The organism is uncultured Clostridium sp. (genome assembly GCF_900547735.1).
Classification (GTDB): Bacteria; Bacillota; Clostridia; order Lachnospirales; family Lachnospiraceae; genus Otoolea.
In genome coordinates this window covers 29,541-54,468 of sequence record NZ_URHZ01000001.1, presented here as the reverse complement: position 1 = coordinate 54,468, position 24,928 = coordinate 29,541, and the positions used below count along the sequence as shown (strand labels likewise).

Annotated in this window: 22 protein-coding genes; 2 read left to right on the top strand and 20 right to left on the bottom strand. The window is 45.0% G+C overall.

The window, feature by feature from the left end; translation table 11 throughout:
• Positions 1 to 12: 12 nt before the first annotated feature.
• The 3 genes from QZT18_RS00250 to QZT18_RS00240 all read right to left on the bottom strand — a co-directional run bounded on the left by QZT18_RS00250 (position 13) and on the right by QZT18_RS00240 (position 3,397).
• Positions 13 to 723, bottom strand: coding sequence for a flavodoxin (locus QZT18_RS00250; protein ID WP_294143475.1), 711 nt, complete (start codon positions 721 to 723; stop codon positions 13 to 15).
• Positions 724 to 782: 59 nt separating this feature from the next.
• On the bottom strand, positions 783 to 1,634 hold the full coding sequence (locus QZT18_RS00245; RefSeq protein WP_294143474.1) for an aldo/keto reductase: 852 nt from the start codon (positions 1,632 to 1,634) through the stop codon (positions 783 to 785).
• 302 nt (positions 1,635 to 1,936) lie between these two features.
• Positions 1,937 to 3,397, bottom strand: a complete 1,461-nt coding sequence (locus QZT18_RS00240) for a DEAD/DEAH box helicase (RefSeq protein ID WP_294143473.1) — start codon at positions 3,395 to 3,397, stop codon at positions 1,937 to 1,939.
• Between the two features lie 251 nt (positions 3,398 to 3,648).
• Between QZT18_RS00240 and QZT18_RS00235 the strand changes: the two genes are divergently transcribed.
• Positions 3,649 to 4,644 carry a choloylglycine hydrolase family protein gene (locus QZT18_RS00235; RefSeq protein WP_294143472.1) on the top strand — a complete coding sequence of 332 codons (996 nt, stop codon included), beginning with the start codon at positions 3,649 to 3,651 and terminating at the stop codon, positions 4,642 to 4,644.
• A gap of 122 nt (positions 4,645 to 4,766) precedes the next feature.
• Here the strand turns inward: QZT18_RS00235 and QZT18_RS00230 are convergent, their stop codons facing one another.
• From QZT18_RS00230 to QZT18_RS00180, 10 genes are all read right to left on the bottom strand, one after another.
• On the bottom strand, positions 4,767 to 6,635 hold the full coding sequence (locus QZT18_RS00230) for a thioredoxin domain-containing protein (protein ID WP_294143471.1): 1,869 nt from the start codon (positions 6,633 to 6,635) through the stop codon (positions 4,767 to 4,769).
• Positions 6,636 to 6,673: 38 nt separating this feature from the next.
• Entirely contained in the window at positions 6,674 to 6,760 is an 87-nt protein-coding gene (locus QZT18_RS00225; RefSeq protein ID WP_294143573.1) for a DUF255 domain-containing protein, read from the bottom strand.
• A 249-nt stretch (positions 6,761 to 7,009) separates the two neighbouring features.
• Positions 7,010 to 8,764: an ATP-binding cassette domain-containing protein gene (locus QZT18_RS00220; RefSeq protein ID WP_294143470.1), complete on the bottom strand. Its 1,755-nt coding sequence runs from the start codon at positions 8,762 to 8,764 to the stop codon at positions 7,010 to 7,012.
• Positions 8,765 to 8,781: 17 nt separating this feature from the next.
• Positions 8,782 to 10,239, bottom strand: a complete 1,458-nt coding sequence (locus QZT18_RS00215) for a DEAD/DEAH box helicase (protein ID WP_294143469.1) — start codon at positions 10,237 to 10,239, stop codon at positions 8,782 to 8,784.
• 488 nt (positions 10,240 to 10,727) lie between these two features.
• Positions 10,728 to 11,240: a nitroreductase family protein gene (locus tag QZT18_RS00210; protein ID WP_294143468.1), complete on the bottom strand. Its 513-nt coding sequence runs from the start codon at positions 11,238 to 11,240 to the stop codon at positions 10,728 to 10,730.
• 241 nt (positions 11,241 to 11,481) lie between these two features.
• The gene (locus tag QZT18_RS00205; protein ID WP_294143467.1) at positions 11,482 to 13,149 is read right to left on the bottom strand and encodes a S8 family peptidase; all 1,668 of its coding nucleotides are present in this window, start codon (positions 13,147 to 13,149) and stop codon (positions 11,482 to 11,484) included.
• A 101-nt stretch (positions 13,150 to 13,250) separates the two neighbouring features.
• The gene (locus QZT18_RS00200) at positions 13,251 to 14,051 is read right to left on the bottom strand and encodes a class I SAM-dependent methyltransferase (protein WP_294143466.1); all 801 of its coding nucleotides are present in this window, start codon (positions 14,049 to 14,051) and stop codon (positions 13,251 to 13,253) included.
• 169 nt (positions 14,052 to 14,220) lie between these two features.
• Complete coding sequence (locus tag QZT18_RS00195; protein WP_294143465.1) at positions 14,221 to 14,697, bottom strand: hypothetical protein; 477 nt, start codon at positions 14,695 to 14,697, stop codon at positions 14,221 to 14,223.
• Positions 14,657 to 18,121, bottom strand: a complete 3,465-nt coding sequence (locus QZT18_RS00190) for an ATP-binding protein (RefSeq protein WP_294143464.1) — start codon at positions 18,119 to 18,121, stop codon at positions 14,657 to 14,659. Before QZT18_RS00190 ends, QZT18_RS00195 begins: the two co-directional genes overlap by 41 nt.
• Before the next feature lie 550 nt (positions 18,122 to 18,671).
• On the bottom strand, positions 18,672 to 19,043 hold the full coding sequence (locus tag QZT18_RS00180; RefSeq protein ID WP_294143463.1) for a pyridoxamine 5'-phosphate oxidase family protein: 372 nt from the start codon (positions 19,041 to 19,043) through the stop codon (positions 18,672 to 18,674).
• A gap of 137 nt (positions 19,044 to 19,180) precedes the next feature.
• Between QZT18_RS00180 and QZT18_RS00175 the strand changes: the two genes are divergently transcribed.
• Positions 19,181 to 19,675, top strand: a complete 495-nt coding sequence (locus QZT18_RS00175; RefSeq protein ID WP_294143462.1) for an Rrf2 family transcriptional regulator — start codon at positions 19,181 to 19,183, stop codon at positions 19,673 to 19,675.
• Between the two features lie 207 nt (positions 19,676 to 19,882).
• Here the strand turns inward: QZT18_RS00175 and QZT18_RS00170 are convergent, their stop codons facing one another.
• The 7 genes from QZT18_RS00170 to QZT18_RS00135 all read right to left on the bottom strand — a co-directional run bounded on the left by QZT18_RS00170 (position 19,883) and on the right by QZT18_RS00135 (position 24,772).
• Positions 19,883 to 20,230: a tRNA-binding protein gene (locus tag QZT18_RS00170; RefSeq protein ID WP_294143461.1), complete on the bottom strand. Its 348-nt coding sequence runs from the start codon at positions 20,228 to 20,230 to the stop codon at positions 19,883 to 19,885.
• 355 nt (positions 20,231 to 20,585) lie between these two features.
• Positions 20,586 to 20,948, bottom strand: a complete 363-nt coding sequence (locus QZT18_RS00165; RefSeq protein WP_294143460.1) for a VOC family protein — start codon at positions 20,946 to 20,948, stop codon at positions 20,586 to 20,588.
• 51 nt (positions 20,949 to 20,999) lie between these two features.
• A complete protein-coding gene (locus tag QZT18_RS00160) occupies positions 21,000 to 21,305 on the bottom strand; it encodes a YciI family protein (protein ID WP_294143459.1) in 306 nt (101 codons plus the stop codon).
• A gap of 61 nt (positions 21,306 to 21,366) precedes the next feature.
• Complete coding sequence (locus tag QZT18_RS00155) at positions 21,367 to 21,945, bottom strand: urea carboxylase-associated family protein (RefSeq protein ID WP_294143458.1); 579 nt, start codon at positions 21,943 to 21,945, stop codon at positions 21,367 to 21,369.
• Positions 21,946 to 22,018: 73 nt separating this feature from the next.
• Entirely contained in the window at positions 22,019 to 22,657 is a 639-nt protein-coding gene (locus tag QZT18_RS00150) for a Vat family streptogramin A O-acetyltransferase (RefSeq protein WP_294143457.1), read from the bottom strand.
• A 409-nt stretch (positions 22,658 to 23,066) separates the two neighbouring features.
• Entirely contained in the window at positions 23,067 to 23,492 is a 426-nt protein-coding gene (locus QZT18_RS00140) for a GNAT family N-acetyltransferase (RefSeq protein ID WP_294143456.1), read from the bottom strand.
• Positions 23,493 to 24,325: 833 nt separating this feature from the next.
• Positions 24,326 to 24,772: a hypothetical protein gene (locus QZT18_RS00135; RefSeq protein ID WP_294143455.1), complete on the bottom strand. Its 447-nt coding sequence runs from the start codon at positions 24,770 to 24,772 to the stop codon at positions 24,326 to 24,328.
• Positions 24,773 to 24,928: the final 156 nt, after the last annotated feature.

The window sequence follows — 24,928 nt, the reverse complement described above, 5'->3', positions numbered from 1 at the left end:
CCGGATACCCGGTTAGTCCGCTGCGTCCGGCAGGCTGAGTCCGTCAATCCATTCCGAAATCTCAGCCTGAGATGTTCCGCTGCCGAAACGGACGCCCTCATACCAGACCGTGCTGCCCGGGCATGATTTTTTCAGGCTCTCCGCACTCTGACCAATGCCGCTTCCGCCTGACGTGCAGAACGGTATTATTGTTTTATCGGAAAAATCATAGCTTTCCAGAAATGTGTTCAGAATCCGTGGGGCCTGGCTGTGCCAGATGGGGTAACCCAAGTATATTACGTCATACCGCTCCATCTCCTCTACACTGCCAGAAACAGCGGGGCGCACGGTGTCGTCCCCCTGTTCTATACTGGAACGGCTGGTACTGTCGGTATAGTCCAGATCCCCGCCGGTATAAGGATCTTCCGCCTGAATCCGGAAGAGATCGGCTCCCAGCAGTTCCGCCGCATACTCTGCGGCATTTTCTGTTGTACCGGTGCAGGAAAAGTATGCTACCAGAACCTTTTTTTCAGTCTCATAAGAAGCTGCATCCCCGGGTATTGTCTCAGCCGATGCTGCATCTGTGGGAACTTTCTCAGCCGCCTCTGCCCCTCCGCCGTTTCCGCAGGCCTGAAGGGTCAGAGCCAATATCATTGCCGTACCGGCCATCAAAATGTTTCTTTTCTTTCTTCCGTTCATGAATATTCCACTCATTAATTTTCCGTTCATTAATTTTCCGTTCATCAATTGCTTCTCCTGTTCCTGATTTATTTCTTCTTCCTTTTGCTGTTGCTTACGATCTATTACTGCTCAAATTTGATTCCATGCAGCCGGTAAACTTCATCCGGACTGTGTATCGCAAGGATCATACTGTTGCCCGTATCCATATCTCTGATTTTTTCCATCTCTTTGTCCGTGAGGCTGAAATCATCCACATCCAGGTTCTGTTCCATCCGTTTTCTGTGAACAGACTTTGGGATTGCAATAATTCCCTCCTGCCTGAGCCAGCGGAGCGCCACCTGCGCGGGCGTCTTATGATAAACCGCTCCGATTCCGGACAGAATATCATTCTGGAATATCCCATTTCTCCCCTCTGCAAACGGCGCCCAGGCCATGGTTTTAATATCATATTGTTCCATCACTCTGCGAAGCTCCCTTTGCTGGCAGAAGGGATGCATCTCTATCTGGTTCACCGCCGGAACGATCTTATGGCTCAAAATCAAATCCATCAGGCGGTCGGACAGGAAATTGCAAACTCCTATCGCCCTTACCCTCCCACTCCTGAGCAGTTCCTCCATGGCACGCCAACTGCCGTGATAATCTCCGCAGGGCATGTGAATCAGATATAAATCCAGATAATCCGTCTGCAAATTTTCAAGAGTTTTCCGGAAAGATTTCATGGTCTTCTCATAACCGGAATCCTGAATCCACACTTTCGAGACAAGAAATATCTCATCTCTGGCAACGCCGCTTTGTAAGACAGCATTCCCTACCGCCTTTTCGTTCCCGTAGCATGCTGCCGTATCAATCATGCGGTAACCCGTTTTCAATGCCTCCAATACGCATTCTCCGCACTGTTTTTGATCCGTAATCTGAAATACGCCAAAACCCGTCCGGGGCATTTGTACACCGTTGTTCAATTTTATTTTTTCCATTTTTCACACCTCTTCCAATGATATCCGGTCTGTCTCACCGGCCCGTCTGCTCCTTAGTTTCATAATAAAATATCCTCTTTTTAATAGCAAATAATTATATTGAATGTTTTATTATAGTTATTAAGAATGATATAAAAAGAATTCCGGGCCTCCATACAAAAATGAGACGGATACCGGCTTTTCTCCGGTTTCCGTCTCATTCGTCAAAATCTCTTTCATTTAATCGTGATGTTTAGTTTTATCCGTCGGTTTTCTTAGTCCCTGCTTTCAATATTTTCGCCTGAAAAATCCGGCTTAGCCACTTAAATCATCCCCGGAGCCCTGACGCTTTTCACCTTTCTCACCTTTCCTTTTAAGGTTTTGTTCTGCAAAGCTTCCAGAACAAGAGCGCCTTTCCGGTTTAGTATTTCCACATAGCTTAAGCTGTCCCTGATGTCGATGATTCCGATATCCGTCACTTCCACTCCCTCAATACTGCAGATGGTGGCAACGATATCATTGGCCCTGATTTTGGATTTCCGGCCTCCGCCGATGGACAGTCTCATGATTTCTTTGGTAAATCCGCTGCCGTTCTGCGTTTTTACTTCCGTTTTGGCCCGCTGGCTTGCCCAGAATTTTTTCTCGGCCGCCTGTTCCACTTCCGGGCATTTCCCGATCTCAAAGGTCCGGCCGGTGAATTCCTCCACCATCTTGAGCATCCGTAGATCCTCTTCGCAGACCAGACTTACCGCCGTCCCTGTTTTTCCGTTTCTGCCGGTGCGTCCAATCCGGTGGACGTAGGTTTCCCTTCCGGTTGGGAAGTCATAATTGAATACATGGGTAATGTCCTTGAAATCAATGCCCCTGGCTGCTACATCGGTCGCAATCAAAAAGCGGAAACCGCCTCTCCGAAACGCATTGACGGTTTTCAAACGTTCCTTCTGCTCCATATCGCCGTGCAGCATTCCGCAGAAAATCCGGTTCCGCCTCAATTTTTGAAACAGGACATTCACCATCTCCCTAGTCCCGCAAAAGATGATGGCGCTCTCCGGATTCTCCAGCTTCAGCGCTCTAATGAAGGTATCGTATTTGTCGTCCGGTTCCGTTTCATACAGCTTCTGTTCAATAGCAGGTTCCTCTTCCTGCTGCGCATCACACGCCACGGTGACGGCTTCCTGCATGAATCCTTCCGTCAACCGGCAGATCTCCGGCTTCAGTGTGGCGGAAAAAAGAGAAATCCCTGCATGTTCCGGGACTTGCGCCAGAATTTCTTTTACCTCGTCGGCAAATCCCATATCCAGCATTAAATCCGCCTCGTCGATTACAACCCATCTCACCTGGCTCAGCTTTAAAGTTTCGCGGCGGATATGATCCATGACACGCCCCGGCGTTCCCACTATGATATGGGACTTCTGTTTCAAGGTCTGAATCTGCTTGTCAATGGGAAAACCGCCGTATACGGCCGCAACCTTTAACCGCTTCAGCCTGCCGATAAAAAAGACTTCATCCCGCACCTGTTCCGTCAGTTCCCTGGTGGGTTCCAGAATTAGAGCCTGCGGAAGGTTCTCCTCCCAGATCACATTCTCACAGACCGGAATTGCAAACGCCGCCGTTTTCCCGCTCCCGGTGGGAGCCTTTGAAAGTACATTGGCGCCCGATAACATAACCGGTATGACCGACTTCTGTATCTCCGTCGGCGTCTGATACCCCAGCACCTTCAGTGCGCTGAGAATTGTATCGGACAGTTCGTAATTATTAAAATGATTATTTTCCTGTTTATCCATCTGCCTCTTCCTTATGAAAAAAATAAATGCAGAGAACTGCAAAGTCCCTCTGCATCCCGGCTGTTCATAGGCCTGTCCAGTGATTATATCACAGATATTAAAATTTGACGATGCCCTGTTTGACTGCCATCCCTAAAAACGCTTAGGATGAAATCTTTTCTTTGCAACTGTATTAATGCGGTAAATCAGCATGTATAGTTTTCAATTTCCGGAATACACATAAATAGATTAAACACGCAGGAGGTCTTTCCATGTGCACAGCAATGACCTTACAAACCCTTCAGGATAATACTTTTCTGGGCCGTACCATGGATTTTTCCTATCCCCTTGATCCCGAGTTATACATTGTACCCAGGAACTATCAATGGAACAGCACCCTGAACGGGCAGACATTTCAAAACCGTTTTTGTTTTATCGGTATTGGCCAGACTATTTCTCACCTTGCATTTGCAGACGGGGTAAACGAAAAAGGATTTGCGGCCGCAGCCCTTTATTTTCCCGGATTCGCCCAGTATGATGAAGAAAATCCACATGACACATCCACGGTGTCAATCGCCGCCAATGAGCTTCTGGGTTATCTTTTGGGAAACTGTGCATCCGTGGAGCAGGCAGCCGGCCTCCTCGATAACGTCCGCATTGTCGGCACAAAGGACAATATTACGCAATCCGTTGCTCCTCTTCACTGGATTATTGCGGAGCAGAGCGGCAGATGCGCGGTAATCGAAAAAATGGCAGGCGGTCTGTATATCTGGAATAATCCTTTGGGAATCCTGTCAAACAGTCCGGATTTTTCCTGGCATATGACCAACCTGCGCAATTATTTAAATATAGAGACATTTCAAAGGCCGGAAGCAAGGTGGAATTCTGTAAAGCTTACTCCCTTTGGACAGGGCGCCGGTACAATCGGCCTGCCTGGAGATTACACGCCCCCTGCCCGCTTTGTCAAAACCGCTTACCAGAAAAGCCATGTTCCCGCGCCTGCCAACGACAGGGAAGCGGTTATATCCTGTTTTCACGTTATGGAAGGTGTTAGCATCCCAAAAGGAATCGTCATTACAAACCGGCAGACACCGGACTACACTCAGTACACGGCTTTTATGAGCCTGGCTACGGCCGAATACTATTTCAAAACTTATAATGAATCCGGGATCAGCACCGCCGGACTTCAGGATTACAGCCAGAACTCGGAATTATTATCGCTGGGTAAATTAAACCGGCCAACTGTTTTTACCCGTATGCAGAGCTGACATTAGCTCTTTAAAACGAAATATACATAGAAATTTCCATATTCTCTTTTCCTTCTCCGCGCCCACCACCATCATCGTGTGAATCCATACACTTCCCTCGGGATGGTGTCTGGGGGCAGGACTCAACGTCCATCCTCCAGTTGTGAAAGGATTACCGAAAGCTCCGTAACGGGTGGCATACAGTTGCTGCCGGAACAAAGATAAAACTGAGCTCCCTCCTCCGGCACCGGATAATCACCGGTATAAGGCGCCAGTCTTCCAAGCTCCCGTTCATTTTCCCCCGTTTTGACTACGACAGACAATCCCGGTACCGCTTCGGCCAGACGGCCGAGCTGTGCAAACAGTTTTTCTCTCTTTTCAGAATCCAAGCCGTCGGAAAGCGTGCAAACCAGTTCTTTGGATGAATAAAGTGCATTCATCATGGTCAGCAGTGCGAAACTGTTTCCCGAAGGATATTCCTCCATGGCTCCCGCCAGATATTGAAGCTGCTTTTCCAGCGCCTCCTGCCACTTTGGCTCACCGGTGATTTGTGCAAGCTGCTGAAGTACCCTGGACGCCACGGAATTTCCCGACGGCATCGCTCCGTCATAGGTTTCTTTTGTCCTCACAATTAGCTGCTCCCCGTCTTTTGCATACAGATAGCATCCTCCGTTTTCCCAATCAAAAAACTGTTCCAGCATCGTCTCCGCCCAGGCTGCCGCCCGGCTCAGGTATTCCGTCCGGAACGTTACGCTGTAAAGTTCCATCAGCGCAAGGATATAGCAGGCATAGTCATCCAGCTTTCCCTCCCCTGCGGCGTCTCCGTCGCGGTACCTCACCAGCAGGCGTCCGTCCTCTACAAGGTGTTTACGGATAAACGTTTCCGCCCGGACAGCCATATCCACATACTGGTTTTCACCAAGCGCGGCTCCGGCTTTCGCACAGGCGCAGATCATCAAACCGTTCCAGGAAACGAGGATTTTATCGTCCTTGTGAAGATGCGTCCGGCCGATGCGGTATTCATACAGTTTTGCACCCGCCTCCGTTTCACAGAGCCGTTCATATTTTTCATTCTCCAGCAGATTGGGAATGTTCTTTCCTTCAAAGTTTCCCTCTCTGGTGATTCCATAGCTGGTGCAGAATGCCTCTCCGTCCTTTTTCCCCAAAACTTTCTTTATTTCTTCCCGGGTAAATACGTAATATTTCCCTTCCACCCCGTCGCTGTCCGCATCCTGACCGCAGTAGAATCCGCCCTGCTCATCCGTCAGTTCCCGTTCCACATATTCGAGTATCTTTTTTGCCACACACCCATATATCTTCCGTCCGGTCATAATGCAGGCCTCAGAATAAGCCATAACCAGCAGCGCATTGTCATAGAGCATTTTTTCAAAATGCGGAACCAGCCATCTTTCATCGGTGGAATACCTGGAGAATCCGCCTCCGATATGGTCAAAAATCCCGCCCCGGTACATCTGAACCAGCGTCGTTTCCGCCATGTCCAGCGCCTCCCGGCTCTCCTCCCTCACGCCATACTCCATCAGGAACATCAGATTATGGGGCGTAGGAAACTTCGGAGCGCCGCCGAATCCGCCGTTCTTTGCGTCAAAGCTGCGTGCAAACTGCCGGAAGGCCCGATGGACCGCATCCATCCCAGGCTCGCCCGGCCTTGTTATCTGCTCCTGCTCTTTTAGATAAGCTTCTATCCGCTCCGCGCTGCCTGACAGTTCCTCTCTGTTTTCCTTCCACCGCCCTGCCACCGCAGTCAGCAGTTCTTCCAGGCCCATCCGGCCATACCGCGCCCTGGGCGGAAAATACGTTCCCGAGAAAAACGGCCTGCACTCAGGCGTCATAATGACGGTAAGCGGCCAGCCGCCCTGGCCGTTCATGGCCTGGCAGACCGACATATAGACCGAATCCACATCCGGGCGCTCTTCCCGGTCCACTTTTACGCAGACATAATTTCTGTTCAACAGTTCCGCGATCACGCGGTTCTCAAATGATTCTCTTTCCATCACATGGCACCAGTGACAAGTACTTTAACGCAGACCGGTCAGCTATACCCAATAGATAGGAAAACAGGCTTGTTTTCATGCTTTGCTTTCTCAAATGCTTCTTCTCCCCACGGATACCACTGCACGGGATTATATGCGTGCTGCAAAAGATACGGGGATTTCTCATTGATTAACCTATTGGGTGTATTGTTCGGATTGTCCACGGAACCACCTCCTTTCTTTTCTTTGAAAAAAGAGGATATATTTGTGGGTGCAAATATATCCTCTTTGGATAAATGGGAGTTATTTTTCCTTGTTAGGTTCTCCCTTTTTGTTGTAAATTATACCGGACCGTTACCGTTCACCCGGGATGTGTTCCTCAGGGTATTTTCGCATCAGGCCATTAACGGTTTCATCTTTTTGATGCATTCTTCCAGCGGCCCCATCAAATCCTTTGCTTTTTCGAATTCATTTGCCCGAAGCTGCTGCTGGATTCTGGTTTCCAGTTCTTTCTTCTTTTGTTCCAGCAGCAGATAATCTTTGTCAAAGTAATTGGCATAAACCATCTGCCGGAATCTGCGGCTGCTCATCCTGCGCAGAGTATTATTTTCCACTAAGAGCACGTAATCCACACAGTTTGCGACCGTATAATAATCATGGGAGACCATGAGTACCGCTCCTTTATATTCCGTAATTGCCTGCTCCAATGCAATCTGGGCGTAGATATCGAGATGTCCCGTCGGCTCGTCCATCAGCAGAAGGTTTGCTTTTCCTAATGAAAGCACCGCCAACTGAAACAGGTCTTTTTCACCGCCCGATAACTCACTCACTTTCTGATGCAGCGTATCGCCTTCAAACCCAAATTTTTTCAGATAATTCCCGGCGTCATTCGGGACCTCGAATCCCTTTTCAGCCATAATCTCCAGCAGCGTTTTTGAATCGTCATATCTTGAGCCCGTAACCTGTGAAAACATAGCGGTTTCCGCCTCTTCGCTTATCCTGACGGATTCTTTCCCGTTCTCAAAGATGTCACAGAGGAGTGTGGTTTTGCCGGTTCCATTACCGCCTACAATTGCCGCATGCTCCCCGGGCCTCATTTGAAAATCCACATGTTCCAGAAGCTGTTCATCAAACGAAACGCTGTAGTCCGTCAACTCCAGGATATATTCATCCGTCACTTCCCCCTCCGTCTCGAAATGAATCTCCCGCTGTTTGATATCCACGAAAGGAGCCTTTGTTTTTCTTTCCTTTAAACGGTCCACCAGGGTCTGTCTTGCATGAACGGCTCTTCCGAGGGATGCATTGTCAAATTCCGATGCCCTGGCCCTGGATTTGGCAAGAATTTTGCTCTGGCGGTCAATCTCTGCCTGATCGGCTGCCGCCGCCTCTGCCAAAGCGATTTTCGTAGAGAGAAGTTCATAGTTGTATTCCGTATAAGTTCCGTCAAACTCCTGGACATCCATATTTTCCATATGAAGTATCTTGTTGAAACAATGATTTAACAGATAACGGTTATGTGTGATGACGAGAAGCGTCCCTTTATGGGTGTTAATCAGATTTCTCAGGGAATTCAGATGCTGGAAATCGAGAAATACATCCGGCTCATCCATAATCAGAAACTTCGGGCTCAGCATCATTTCCTTGATTACCTGAACCAGCTTAAATTCCCCGCCGCTCAGACTGTTTATCTTCTGTTCTTCCAGTTTCTGTAAGCCGGCCAGTTTTAACCGCTTTTTAATATTGCTTTCGTAGAAATCTCCATCGATTGCATTCCACTCGTCCAGTTCTTTCTGATACTCCTCAAAAATCCGGTCCAGATCTTCCGCCGTCTCCATTTCCCTGCAAAAATCAGCGATTTTCTGCTCATGCTTTAAAAATTCTTCACTGATATACTGAAATACCGTCACGTCTTCTTTGGGATCTAACTGGGAAAACTGGCTGACATATCCGATCCGGTCCGTGCTGCCGACTTCTATTTTTCCATCGTAGAGATACTCGTCCTGATGCATCAGCAAATCAAGCAGCGTGCTTTTTCCCGTGCCGTTGGTACCGATTAAGGCGCAATGCACATCGTCTTCTATTGTAAATGAAACCTTTTGGTATAAATCCTTCTGCGGATATGAATAGGACAAATCCCGGACCTTGATCATGGCTGCCTCCTGTAGTGTTATTTTTGAAGTTGGTTCTGGTTCCTTTTTTCTTTCGGTTTTCTGCTCCTTTGCGGCCTGTTTTGCGGCTTGTCCTGTATTCTGGCCTGCGGCCTGTCCTCTGCCGTCCGCTGCTTTTTCTTTGCCGTCTGGCTCCCCGGTACCGGCGCCGCTGCGGATGGTTTCCGGGAGCCTTTTGAGGATGGTTCCTGGGATAGTTTCCGGGATCCTTTTGAGGACGGTTCCTGGGATAGTTTCCGGGACCCTTTTGAGGACGGTTCCTGGGATGCTGCTCTGGCTCCTCTCTTTGGCTGAACTGCCTTTACCGCCGGGAAATTGTTTACCAGAGGATACGGATGTTCTTTTACTTCCGTTAACTTCTTACCGATTAATTTTTCGATGTCGGCAAGCTGTTCTTTTTCATCAAAATCGCAGAAAGAAATTGCAACACCTCCGAGGCCTGCCCTGCCGGTTCGGCCGATGCGGTGCACGTAAGTCTCCGGCACATCCGGCAGATCATAATTGATCACATGGGACAGTTCATCAATATCAATGCCCCTCGCCGCAATGTCGGTTGCAATGAGTACCTGTAACCTTTTATTCTTAAAATCGTTTAACGCTTTCTGCCGCGCTCCCTGTGATTTATCGCCGTGAATTGCCTGGGCTACCACCTTGCTTCTCGACAATTGTTTTACAATGCGGTCGGCCCCGTGTTTGGTTCGTGTAAACACCAGGGTCGAATCGATTTTCTCATTCTTTAGTATGTGCAAAAGTAAATCTTTTTTATTGCCTTTATCGACATAATACAGATACTGCTCAATCAAATCCACGGTCGTCGACGCCGGAGTCACCTCTATCTTCACCGGTGATTTCAGAATCTTTCCCGCCAGCTTTGCAATGTCCGGAGGCATTGTGGCTGAGAAAAACAGCGTCTGCTTGTCTGTCGGTGTTTTGGCTATGATTTTTTTAATATCATGGATAAATCCCATGTCCAGCATGCGGTCGGCTTCGTCCAGCACAAGGATTTTGATGTGCTCTATATTTACGATTTTCTGATCCATGAGATCTAATAATCTTCCCGGTGTTGCCACCAGGATATCGACTCCCTGTCTCAAACTCGTTTCCTGTGGTTTTTGAGATACACCACCAAACACCACACAGGTTTTTAAATCCAGGAACTTTCCATAAGTATTGAAGCTCTCATATATTTGTATGGCAAGCTCTCTGGTGGGCGTGACAACCAGAGCCCTGATATTCTGCTTCTCCCAACGCGGTATTTTTTCCTCGCTGAGTATCTGAAGCGTTGGAATGGCAAACGCCGCCGTCTTCCCGGTGCCCGTCTGCGCACAACCGAGCAAATCCTTACCGCTTAACACAACCGGAATGGCCTCTTCCTGGATTGGAGTGGGGATTTCGTAGTTTTCATTTTCTAATGCCTTTATAATTGAAGGCATGATATTCAGTTCTTTAAATTGCATATTCTCTCCTATAAACTTTTGTGATATAAAAACAAATCTCTTTTGGGATTGGTTTGTTCTTTTAGATTGTCTTGTTCGTTTGGATTAGCTTGTTCTTTCTAATCGTTGAGTTTTGATTATACCACAGAATTTGAGTTTTGGGGATATTTACTGTTCATGCCCTCTTATCTCCTCATTTTTCACCATTGCTGTTTCCCAATATGCCTGCAATTTTCCGCCTGCGGAGGGTTCTTTTTAGGAAAGACCGGCAGCCTCATGGGCAGCCGGTCTCAGACTGTAGCAAACTATCTTTTCCCTGTATCGGGAGTTTGAGAGTGTGGCCCTCATGTCAAATCATGCAGGCGGAATTCAGTTCCACCGTAATGCTGAACTTTCCCAATGAGTTCGTCTATATCCTCCATGGTTCCGGTCAACGGGTTATGGTCATTGCCTCCTTATTGCACGATAGGGGGCTCACCGCGGCTGCTTTAGTTACATCCCTCCGCTTCTCACATATATGTAACAGTTTCCGAAAGCTCCCTGCGCTGCGCATGATTCGCCAGGGGGGTTGTACCCTCTGCCGCGTAGCCGAGGTCAAGGAACATAAGTATCTCCTCATTTTCAGGCAGCCCCAGTTCTCTCGCAGTCACTTCCGGATCAAAGAAATTGATCCAGCAGCTATCAACGCACGCTGCGTGTGCGGCCAGCATCATATGCGTCGCCACAATCGTTGCGTCCTCGATACCGGAATCACGCTTTTCCCCCGGATAGGTGAATACACGGTTCCTGTCAAATGCCACGACCGCAACCGTGGCTGCGCCGTATCTGCAGGGAGTCACTTTGTCGATTTTGGCAAGCCCCTCTTCCGACCGGACTATATAAATTTTCTGTTCCTGCAGGTTCTTTGCCGTCGGCGCCAGTCTTCCGGCCTCCAGAATGGCATCCAGTTGTACTTTTTCAACCGGACGACCATCAAATTTTTTACATGCATAGCGATTTCTGATTACTTCAAAAAATTCCATTCTGCGTTCCTCCTTCATACATGTTTCAGATGCCCTGACAATCCTTGCTTACCTGATGAAATAACAGACAGGCAGTGGAATCTTTCCGCGGTTTCTTAATTCATCCGCACTAAAACCTCCCACAAAGATTCATCTCCGCCAAAAACAACAGGTGCGGCAAAGATTTTACATTTCCCTCTTTGCTGCACCTTTATTTTAAAACTTTCCCGGCTTAATGTCCAATGATTTACCAAACCAGTACCTAAACCAGCCCCCGGAACAGACCCAGAATATCAATTCTGCCATATCCCCAGGTCCTGTTGGGATATTCCATATTGTCCTCCCTTATTGCTCCCCGGATGAGCAGCCTGTTAATATCTCTGCCTGATATTGTCGTATAGTGTCCCTTTAAAACATTCCATTCCAGTATTAAAGCTATGATTCCCGCGGTATGGGCTGCGGCAGCTCCGGTACCGGTGGCGCTGCCGTAAGCATCCGACAGATTGGGACACTTAAGCTCAAACCCCGGAGCCGCAATATCTGGTTTAATTCCTCCAAATACAGCATATCCTCTGCTGGAACCGATTAAAATACCGTTATTATTTTGATTATACGCCGTCACAGTAACCGGATTACGGGCATTACCGGGAGATGTAATTGTCGTATAAGGATCCGGTGTGAGGAAATACGTTCTGTCGGAAATAATATTCCCGGACGGCAGCCACGCATTAAACTCGGATATAATATTTTCAGTTTTAAGGACCTGCATCTTCCAGATACCGCTCATTGCATTTGAAAACCGAATCAATATCAATTGCTCACCGTTTTCTTCTTCCGCTATGATATTATTGATGTAAACCTTGGTATCACTGAAAATAAAATCATGTTCAATGCATTGGCCGAATTGCGGCCGCACCAGCGCCGTCTGCTCACCGGTGGGTGAAAAGATTCTAATATCAAGTTTGTCAGGCGATCTTTGCCAAATCTCCATCGAAAAATTTTTATCAAGCTCATCCACTCTCAGCTCAAATTCATTGTAAGATTGTCCATTCGGAATATTTCCGCTGTAATGCCTGCCTTTGTTCCCCTCGTTTCCGGCCGCCACACAGACGGCGGTTCGTGGAATTGAAGCCAGGCCGTTCAAGTATAACGACAAGGCACTGTCTGCATCGTGTCCGCCCTGGCTTGAACCCACTCCCACACAAATCACAACCGGACGTTTCAGTCTGTCCGCAAGGTTTTTAATATACTCAATGCCTATGAGAATATTGGTTTCCGGATAGCAGATGACGGTGTCGGAAATATTAAACATAGCGCGATTATAATATTTTGCCTGGGCAAGCTTAACAACTACAAGCTCTGCCTGAGGAGCCACCCCTCTGAATTCCTGACTTTCATCATTACTGCCGGCAGCAATTCCGGCTAACATGGTTCCATGCCCGATTTCGTCAATACTTGGTACGATTGAAAGCGGATCACTGTCCATTAGGGCAATATTGATCATTCGATTATCATATTCTGAGCCAAATGGTACCTCGGAACTGATTCCGTCGTTTTCTATATTCTGATCCCAAATGGATAAGATTCTCGACGAACCGTCGGGATTTAAAAATGCCCGGTGCTGATAATTAATTCCCGTATCAATAAATCCTACTAAAACGCCTTTTCCAAAAAGATCGAAGTATGGATTGCTTTGGATAGAATATACCCCCGAACTCTCCAGCGCAATATCGGAGCACAATGTATAAATGGTCGGAAATATATGGTATGGATGAAAACCCAGGTAACACATATCAAGCATTTCTCTGGGTGAGTGTAAAATGGAGTATCTTTCATTGATCCTTGTAATATCATAATCACGTCTGAGATTGTCTGCTATCACATTGTCAATCAGCAAATCAATATAATTTTCATCCAGTGCCCTGTGCATGAATACACCTCATTCTTTCCGCCGTTATTTCATCTATAGTTAACGTATTCAAATAATATGTATACATGCACGCTATTTAATTTTTCATCTGGTTTATACGGTTATCTGTCCGGTTTTTTATACCGGAATACGGCCAGCCTGTCATTACAATCCCTTATTTTCGGCAGTGTGCCGAACAGCCAGCCTAAAAACGTAAATGTCTTCATGACATCATTAAAGCTGTTCTCCCGCAGCAGGCTCAGACCCGGGCACAGCGTTTCCAGCTCCTTTCCCGTCTTTGTTCCCCACCGGAAGGTAGCTTTGGTGCTTTTAAGGGTATCGTGGTGTTTCGCCTGCTTTACGGCAATCGGCGGCATCAGTTCCGCCAGCAGAACATATTGAGGAAAGGCATCTGCAAGGATAGAAAGCAATGTTTTTACCTGCTCCCGGCTGAAATACATCAGCACCCCCTCAATGATAAAAATTACAGGTCTCCCCTTCTCTACAGCCTCCGTCCAATCTGTCTCCAAAATAGAGGCCGCAATCCGGCGCACCCTCTCCTCCTCCGGAAAGAACTGCTTTCTGACCTCCATCGCATCGGGAAGATCGATGTCATACCAGAGGAGTTTTCCATTGTCGACACGGTAAAACCGGGCATCCAGGCCGCAGCCCAGATTCACGCAAACCGCATTGGGGTATTTTTCTAAAAATGATTTCACCTCCCGGTCAAACATGATGGTCCTGGCCACGACCCCCTCATGGCTCATGAATTTATCATACTTTTCCGTCTCTATCTGCAGCCTGTTTATAATCTCAACCGCTTTCCCGTCCCTGATTCTGGCTTTGCTGCGAAGCGTTTCATTGGCCTTAATTACCAGGGGGATCAGCATGGTTTCCTGTACAACTCCAAGATTTGGCGCCATATTTATACTCGTCCTTTCTATCGAAGATTTGTTGTTACAGCAACAGTTAGTTTCAGCTAACCATATTTTACCATAAATGCGTCTTCTTGTCCATTGACCGTATATGATAAAAAATAGCAGTAAAAATGACGGCCTGGGGGGATATCAATATTCTATCGGGCGGTATCAATCATTCCCGCCCCCATTCCCACTCCTTCAGTACCTGCAAGTAAGCCTCCAGCGCCTCATTCTGACCATATTCATACTCTGCCCACTTAGATAACATCTCAAAAAACTCATCTTCCGTAAACAGCTCCTTCGGAATCACAATCCCACAAATTTCTTCCTGACTCTCCTTGTCCGTTTCAATGATCTCACGCATCACATAAAAAAGTTCACGAGCCGCGTTACTCTTAAGATCTCTGAACAGCTCGGCCGTAACCCGTAACAACTCCGCCGCCTTATCCCGGATCGTTCCCTCGGAACTATTAAACCATATGTCAAAATTGTATAGTTCCAGGGTTTCATCATACTCTTCTTCCACATTGTCAAGCTTGTCTTCATATCTGCTGTAGTCAGAGTATTTTCCCACCGCATACAGCAGACGTTCTTTAAGCGTTTCTCTCTTACCTCTTTCTCCCGTCGCCTGCCCTATTTTTCCGGTCATCACTTATCTCCTCCGCAATCAATTTGCATATATTGTTCCAGATAGTAAGCATTTTGTCATAGATTCCAAAATACCTTAATAAACCTTTCTCCTTCAATTGTATTACGCTGATTTCCCACTCCCCCTCGTCCATGCCGGCAATATCCGTCAACGTCCTCATCTGTTCCTCCGTCAGTTCATCCGGGAAAACATCCAGGAAATCTTCATCAAAGATTATCTCCGATATCCAAAAATATTTTTCTAAACTTCCGGAACCTCCGGTCCATGTTCCATCCATCGCAAAGGTGGCTTCTATATCAAAAAAATCCACCAGGTTTGCGGCAATCTCTTCCTCCGTATCTGCATGCAATTTATCATGCATATGCTTGGCCAGCGGTACCATGACCCGGTCTAGAAACACATCCGGATTCAATTGATAGAGCAGGGAAATAAATTCTCTCTCCTGTTGAGAAGAATTCAACCATCGTTTTCCTGTTTCAATCAGCTCCATTAAATCTCCCGGCTGTGTTGGCACTGATTTCAGCGCCTCTTCTTCCTCCAGAAGTATATAATAAAAATATGTTCCCAACATTTCCGGAGGCAGAGCACGCAGACGTTCAATATGGAAACTAAGCGCGGGAATGCGGTTCGAAAGATAATACCACTTTTGACGATGCACTAAAACATGAATTTTCTCCAGTTCCCGAATCACTTTGTCATCCCACAGAATGAGCTCCGGAAACAATTGCTCCAGCTCACTCTGTGAAAAAATCCCTTCCTCATTGCCGGATAAAGCCATTGGGGTTAAGAAATTTTCCAACACTTCTTTCGATACCTTACACTGTTTAGCAATAAACTGCACAACCGCGCACGATGCCGTCAGAATATCCACCGGTAATTTTCCGTTCCGCTGAATAAAGCCAATCATGAAATCCAATGATTCTTCCTCATCCATAAAGGAAGACCAATATTTATTCCAGGTCAGCTCTCTGGCCGTCATAACCTCTTTTATTTGAGCCGGTATTTCACGGCTTCGAAGCCATTCCGCCGGATCCTCCACCCTTGTGGGCAGAATTACATCCAGATATCCATCCTCGAACTCCTGCTTAATCTCGTTTACCGTCCATTCAGGACGTTTGGGACGTTCATCGGTTTTATCCTCATTGTCTTCATACTCACAACCGTTTTCGGTTTCCTGCGTCAGCCACAGGTCATACTTTTGGATTTTAGCCAGTAAAGCCTCCGGCAGCTCCAGACCAAAGTCATGATATGCATCTTCGCATTGAATCTCCCAATCAGAAAATTCTCCCTCATCTTTTTTAACGGCCGCCAGGCACAATTCCGCACCATATAGCTTTTGCAGGTACGCCGAAATTTTCTCTTTGTTAATCTCGATGTACCGATCCCATTCATTTCTGCAGCTCTGTTCGAATGCTCCGCCCTCCAACTCCATCCTGTTTCGCATCAGACTATCCATGTAAATATCGATCAGCCACTCCCTGTCCCTGCAGATTCCCATCTCTATCATCTGAACGGCAACATCGGGAAAAAACTCTAAATCTTCACTAAGGACAGACTCCGGATACTGCTCCATGCTCTGAACAAGCGAAAAAAAGCTCTCTTCAAACCAGGGATTCAGCGCCGGGCATTTTTTCCTGTCATAAAGCATAAATAATTGCAGCCAACGGCCAAAACTCTGCTCCGCTCCTGTCTGTTCTGTTCTGAATGTCTGAAAATAACGTTTCATCTCATTATTAAGCTGTAGAATCTCCTTATATCTGTCATAGAAAATGATGGAATCAGAATCCAACAGCATAATTGCTTTGTTCATCACCTCATGATACCAGGCATCTGCATTTTTCATCCCCTTCAAAAGTTTCAAGAATTCAATACACTGAGTATAATAAATACAGCTCTGTAACAAAATTGGTCCATATTTTTCTATATTTCCCCTGATTATATCTTGAATAAAATCCTTGACGGATGGATTTTGAAAAGTAATTGCATACAATGCTCCGGAATCCTGATTATACAAGTCGGTTCGAATGACCGTCTTTTCAAGTTCCACGACGACTTCGGTAAACCCCTTCCACTCTAAAAATTTGTCATATGCCTTAAGCACCGCAAAATAACATTTTTCCAGGATCATCCACTCCAAAGGAAGCGGCATAATTGCCATTAAGAGGTATAGAACCTTCGCCTCCTGGGACAATTCTTCAAATATTTTTTTCCAGAAATCCATTGGACAGTTCAGATATTGAAAGAACTCCTTCACACAATCATCGGGCGTCATATCCGGAGTAATCGTTCCAACAAATGTTTCAATCACCCGCGGATTATAATTAGGTGATTTTATAATTTCAGGACCGGCGCCGCTAAGCCGTTTCACCTGAATCCAAGTCAGGGACGCGTTCTTTAAATGTCCATAATAAATCCTCAGCTTATCTGGATTGGAATACTGCTCGACACGGCAGTCAAGTTTATAATTCTCTACCAGCCTCCTGAATTCCTCATTCTTCTTCAGTCCCTGTTCCAAAATATATTCCCGGGTAGTGATAATCAGGATACAGTCTTTTTTCTTTTGAATATGTTCAATAAATGAAATCAAATCTTTCGTTCTTTTTCCATTCCCAAAAGTATCAAAACCGGTATCTCCCCAAAAATCATCAAAAACGATCACCTTTTTAGAATCGGCGCTCTCCGCAATATACAGATCATCCACCGATGCTGCATAAATAAAGGACTGAAATTTAAACTTAGTATAGTAATACAGCGCTGTCTGATTCGCCAGAGTTGTTTTACCAACCCCCGGCGCTCCTGATATAATTAAGGTTCGGCTGCGCTCCAGTTTCCTTATTGCCTCCTCATAAACGTCTGTCTCTACAAAAAATTTTGCCTTTTCAATGGCTTCCTCAAGATTGATCCTGGATCGTTCCACCAATGGACTATGTACCACTTCATGAAGTGTACGTCTTAGCGTATTCGCGTTTTGTATCCAAAGCTTGGGATATTTTTCCTCAACAGCCCGGTATTTTACGTCTCCACTGCTCAAATCATTATTCAAATCCGCTCCGGTTACTATATCCTGCGGCGTTACGATATATGGGGAAAACAGTTCCATAACATGTGTCTTTTTCTTCACTCCAATATCATCGGAAAGCACCAGAATATAACGGCAGATCTTGACTCCCTGCTCTGCCAGCCTGTCCAGTTTTCCCTTTTCTGCTTTAGCTATCTTTAATATCGTTCCACTGGTAATGCGCCCCCATTTGGCCTGGAGAATGATTACGCTTCCATCCTTCAGGACACATCTTCCGTCTATCCCCTGATCCGGTCCGCCTGCAAAAGTCTCAAAAGTAATTCCCTCCCGTTTTTGTACCATATCCCGGGCAAAATTCTGAAATTCCATTGGTTGAAAAATCTCGTAAAAATTATACCCCGCCATACTTTATCTCCTGTATACAACCATCCGGTCCTTTCCCATATGAAGCGGGGGCAGATTGCGGTCACAACCATAGTCCGCCCCGATTTCATATAGATATATTCAAATTATATCATAGAAATCCAGGCTTGACGATCTGATAAATATTGCCCAGGAATACCTTAAACCGCGATACAAAAAACGGTTCTGCCAACAGCTCCTGCAAAAATAAAGCCCTTGAGCAAGAACTCAAGAGCATCATTTTAACAATTTTTAGATTTTAAATGCAGGCGGCTGCATACCGCGCAACTGTCCCTTTTCGAAAGGGACAACGGCAGTTCCAGCTTTACCGGCAAGGTGTGCCCGCATTCTATCCTGTCGATCAGGATCTTGGCTGTCTGCTTTCCAAGCTCCGAGATCGGGATATGGACGGTCGTCAGCATCGCCGGTTTTAAAAATTGGCAACAACGAAAAGCACGCTTCGCGAACTTTTCATTGCCACACATTTTCATTGCCACACAATAAAATAACCGCTGCGCTGACTCCTGCCACAACGGTTATTTTTTGCCTATATTTATATTGTTTGTCTAACTTTTTCAGGTGTTATTTCCAAAACACGAGTAAGGAAGGAATACTTTTCTTTCATCATGTCAAAATCGGCGCCCTCCGTGAGGAACTTAGCTGTTCCGTCTACAACAAAGCCCGTGCCCATACCCATTTTACCCTGTACCTCGTGACTGCCTAAGGTGATGATAACTTTGTTCTGGACATCAACATTTTTTTGTGTTCTATTAAACCAGGCGGCTGGAATCAGGATTCGGTTATCTGATGTAATGTGCAGATAACTGTTCCAGGTGTTGGCAACATGCGTATTCTCATCTGACCAGGATGTTACGGAAACAACGCCCTCGTGCTTTAACACTTCTAAAAATGATTCATTAAACATAAAGTCCTCCAATTAAGTATATTACAGATATATGTTATCCGTAATATAACTATATCATACTAATATTGAAAAGTCAATTGATACTAAAAAAATATCGTGCTATAATAGATATAGATTATCTGTAAAGGAGTGATTTTATGCAATTAAGCCAGGGTGTGGAGTATGCTTTTCACTCGCTTTTTTATATGATTGATATGCCTGTAGGCACAACAATCGGAATCAAAGAGCTTGCTGAACTAAACCAGTTATCCGAAACGTATCTCTCTAAGATTTTTACAAAACTGCGGAAAGCCGGTATTGTTCGATCCATCCAGGGAGCGAAGGGCGGATATGAGCTTGCCAAACGCGCTCAGAACATTTCATTTTGGGAGATTGTTGAAGCAATTGAAGGTCCTTCTTATATGTTCCAGTGCGCAGAAATCAGGCAAAATAATATTCTGGCCGACGCAAATGATGCCTGCAACTGCAGCAAACCCTGCCTGATTAAAGTTGTTATGCACGAAGCGGAAGATCAGATGCGTAATTATCTGTCCAACAAAAATCTGGCATGGCTGAAGGACGAGGTTTACCGGGATTTTTCGGAAGAAAAAAAACAATCCATAGAGGATTGGCTGGGCAAATCGATTCGATAGTGTTTTGAAATGCCGCCAGAGATGATGAGGCTGATTTTAAGTTTGATGCCATGATTTGTGGATTTTAGAAGGGGATGGACGGTTTTATACCGCTCATCCCCTTGTAACTTCCATTTACGTTTCACTCGTGATTCCGATTTCAAGAAGGTTTCCCTCCGGGCCGGTAAACTAAAATCTCCTTAATCTTATCCGGTTCTTTCCCGTATATTACCCGACTCTTGTTCCGTTTGGCACAGGTTTTTCCGGCATCGCCAGAACCGGGATTATTCCGTCCTCATACCCTATATCCCACAGCATCCCGTGTGATATAACACCGAACATTTCTCTCGGTGCCAGATTGACAACAAACAATGCCTGTTTCCCCTCTACTTCTTTTGGGTTTTCTCTTTCTTTTTTCAATCCAACAAGAATTGTCCTTTTAAATGTTCCAAAATCCACAGTCATTTTTACCAGCTTATCTGATTTAGGTATGTCCCCGACCAATTCTATCGTTCCTACCCTGATATCAATTTTTTCCAAATCATCCATCTTGATTTCTGCTTTTATATTTGCCATCACAGTTCCCCCGGTCTTCCATTCTTTCACATCGACGGGTTGGCTTTCGCCGTCAAAGGTGTACAAAGCCGTGCTTCTGCCCGTTCTGTTCTAAATTCCTATTTTTCCCCTCAACAAATCAGTGGCATCTCCCTCGTATCCGCCTATTAACAAACTGTCATCTTGTACTACAGAATAATATAGCCAGAATACATATTCATCTAAATAATCTTCATCTTCTTTCAGACGCTCTTCAAAATCCTTTTGTTACCCGATTTGCAGCATTTCGGCAATCGATTTCGTTTGTGTTTGACAGTGATAGAGTGACTATGCGGATAAGGCATAGTTTATTATCAAATTAAACTGAAATTTGTGATTATGTGTACTCAACTATCACTACCTCGTTTTCATCAAGGTCTTTTAAACGGACTTCGTAAGTACCCCAGTCATATCTAATAGGATCTGATAGTGTAACTCCTTTTTCCTTTAAACATATCATTGTTGTATCGAGATCTTCTGTTTGAAAAACAAATGATTGATATCCGGTTGGTTGTGCGTTGAATGCTTTGCAATCCCATATACAAAGAGTGGGGGCATTTTCTATAAAGCCAAGATAAACTCCATTTGATTCGTCCACATCAGTCTTAATAAAAGGAATTTCTAATATATCCCTATAGAACTCAATAAGTTCTTGCGCCCGCTCAGAAAAAATATTGGTACAATAGTATCCTGTTATCATCTGTTCTCCTCTTCAAAATCAAATCTGCTTTGTTTTCTGTATTTATTTCCTTCATGATTTTAGCAGATAGTTATTTTCCCGATTCGCGGCCTGCAAAGCAACTAATTTATAGGTTGCATATCCTCCGGTAACCAGAGGTTCCCTACTGCAAAGTTCTTCCGCCTCCTCACGGCTATCTGTTTTCAGAATATACATGCCCGCCATCCCCGGATACCCCTTAAACACACCGCAGAATTCCAGCTTTCCCTCGTCGTCCAGCTTTCTTATGTTCTCAACATGTTCTGTAACTACTTTCCCGGTCAGCTTATTATAGGTCTTGGTTTTCTCGATCATCATCATGTACATTAACTTTTCCATACTGCATTCTCCTTTGCAAATATATGTTTTATGTTTTCCGGTTCCGCAGACCAGGAGCTGATTAATCTATGACAACTTTAACAGAAGAACATGTTCCGCTGTTGCACTTGCTTTCAGAAACACTGCATGCGGCAATCCCTAACCGGATATCCATTTGTGCTTCCAACACAATCTTGTCACCCGCTTTAGACATCGGTTTTTCCACTGAAATACTGCCGTCGGTGTTAATTCTCGTGTGCATGAACAAATTGACCGGTGTGATAATAGTACGGTGTTCTTCAAGTGCCTTATTTATATTATCCAGGCAGTTGGGATGCCCTTTTCCATTGTGATAGAAAAAATCATACATCTCCGGTCGGCAGCATGGATGGAACAAATCATGTTCTCCAACATCATCAGAAAGTATCTTCATCATAGGCCGGTATAAATTTGTATAGATAACATCACCGATGTTCAGTTTCAAAGATTCGTTGCAGTCAATCGTTACTCCGGTTGAAAGAAATTCATCTGCGTTTCCATTTACCTCTGCAAAAAAATCCACTACCTGGCCGCCTTCAATGTCAATCACTGTTATAGTTTGGCCTTGCCCGACATCAATTTTTATTCCGGAACATGCCGGAATCATATATTCTTTACACAATTAATTTTCCTCCATCATTTCCCGTTTGTGACCTCTGCAGCTTCCGTTTTAAGCTGGACAAACCGAGATTTAATCATTCGGAAATGTGTCGTATCTGTTCCAGATTGCCGCTGCATAAAACCTCAAGATTGATAAATAATTTCTCAGGTGGCCAGTCCCACCATTTTAATTCCTTCAAATATGAAATAAGTTCATCATCAAATCGTTTTCGGATTATTCGGGCCGGATTTCCGCCTGCAATATGATACGCAGGGATATCTTTTGCTACAACAGAATTGGCGGCGATGATTGCCCCATCACCAATGTGAACTCCGGGCATAACCGTAACATTTTGCCCAATCCACACATCATTACCAATAACGGTATCTCCTTTTATGGGTAAATCATCAAGTGCAGGGGTGCATTTCTCCCAACCGGCCCCCATAATATTAAATGGGTATGTGGTAATGCTTTTCATTCTGTGATTTGCCCCGTTCATTACAAATTCAACACCCTTTGCAATGGCACAAAACTTACCGATTATGAGTTTATCACCGAGAAATTCGTAGTGATGAGTTACACGCTCTTCAAATTTTTCCGCACCATTTATATCATCATAATAAGTATAATCGCCTATGATTATATTCGGCCGTGTGATTACATTTTTAATAAAGCATACACTTTTAATTGCTTCATTCGGATAAATTGCATTGGGATTGGGACCATATTCCATATCCAGCACCTCCTCGTTAAATTCTAATTTGTCTGCACCTGAACGTAACTATCGTATCCTGAATTCGTTTGAAAAGCAATATCGGTTTGTAAAAGCCAAGAAGTAAATCTTCCAGGGTTGTATCCGATCCTGCCCATATTTCCTATACCTATATTTCCTATACCTATCTTAACATCTATAATTGACTCCAGCCTTCGCGGCCTGGCTCATCTGATCCTTGCGCTCAATGCAATACAAACGATTTCCCTTTTTGAAGTTCGCTCCGGCCTGTTTAAACCAGAAAGGGACATCGTATTCCACACATTGCTGCATTGTGTTTAAAATCCATGCAAATCACAGATTCTGGCCTCTGGTCCCGACTCTCCGCCACAGGTGACCATTCATTTACTACAATTTTCCAAACAGGCCTCTATTCAGATTCTCCATAGACCATCAGGTATTCTTTCTCGCCTGTCTCTTTTTCCGTCATGCTTTGTTGAATCTTGAAACCCGCCGCCCGGTAAAATGCCACCGCTCCGGAGTTTCTTTCATATACATGTAATGACAGGCGCTGTTTCCGCTTTACAGTCTCAATCAACAGACGGCCGATGCCCCTGCCCTGATACTCCTCTTTTACAAATAATCCGGCAATATAGTCGGCATCCATCCCAATGAATCCCAAGATCTCCCCCGCTTCCTCACATACATAAACTTCCGCATTAGGCAGAACCGATTTAACTGATTCATAGTTCTGCTTCCAGTGCTCTTCCCCTATAAATGCATGGGCCTGCAGGTTTCCCTCCAGCCAGATCTCCATTATTTTATCTAAATCCCGAAACTCAAATAACCGTATCACGTAAATGCTCCTTCCTGTTTCTGATCCTATTATACAGGACCGCGATGAAGAGTGCAATAGCAAAACAGAACAAATGTTCTGTTTTGGTTTATTCTAAATAGGATGGACTTATAAGCGACGATTCCGTTCCTGTCTTATTGTGCAACTTACGCTCTTTGATTCCAGTCCTGGAGGACTTTGTTTCATTGCTCCTTTACTCCTTAGTTCCTTTACTCCTTTGTTCCTTTGTCCCTTTGCTTCATGGTGTGCCTCTTTTTCCTCAACATTATAAGTATTGTCCGGACCATTCTTTTACTTCTCTGTTTTATTACATTTTTCCATGTATATCATACCCTAACCAAATCCCTGTGTCCGTGAAGTTCATTTGAAGAATGGCTCTTGATGGCTCTAAGCTTTGCCGTCATAATGGATGCCTCCGTCTCCGTGAACTCCAGACACATACAAGCATAGCCCTCTGTCTTCCTATAGCATAACTAACCTAAGAATCCAGCCGTGTCACGATACCAGCTATTTTGTATGATTCTTTTCATCTCCTGTTCTAAAAAGACATTGTTCCCCTATTTTTTTTTAATTAGAAATTATTTATAGTATGAAAAAACGTAAAAAGAAAGGCTGCCATGACTTTTGAACACTTTGTCATTACAGCCTTTATCTATATTAGCATATATAATTGAATCCAGCCTCCGGAAATGGCTTACCGCCACGGGTCACCTGCTCAATCTGGCCTGCTGCCAGGTATTTACGGGTATTTGCGGATATTCTCAGCCTCCGGCACAGGTTCATGGAGCAAATCAAATCAAATGAAATTTTTCCAGCTCCGCAAACCGGAATTGTCAGCGGGTTTCACGTTCATTTCGACGTCCAATCCCACATTTATAATTCTCTAATCGCTGTTTATAGTTCAGCGCAATTAATTTCTTTTCCGTGTGACTGCCATCAGCATTAACAATAATACCTTCCTCATTATTCCATGCCTTAATTGCGATATCGGCTAACGGTTCAACAATTCTCATCGGCAATTCGTCAAGATTATCAATGGCAATCCACGGAAATGCACGAAATTTTTTCTCATCACCGATAAGGAACAAATAGCCTATCAGTTCCTTGTCCCTAAAAACAAAATAGAACTGTGGCATCTTATCCTCAACTGACTTGTCCATTATATTCTGCATCGTTTTTATCTTTCCGTGGGCAGGATGAAAACCGATTGAGTCTAATGCATACAAAGCTGAACGCCTTTGTTCGGAAGACATATCTTGATAATTTATAATCTGCTCCATATTTTACCCCCTGCAACATTTAAGTTGAAATTTCTGACTATAAAAATGATTTATTTTCACTAACTATCTGAGCTGCATCATTACACGCATCACAAGGTAAAGCTCCTCTTGCCCAATCCTTACCGCCTCCGGCACAGCCCTTTTAGGATTCCTGCA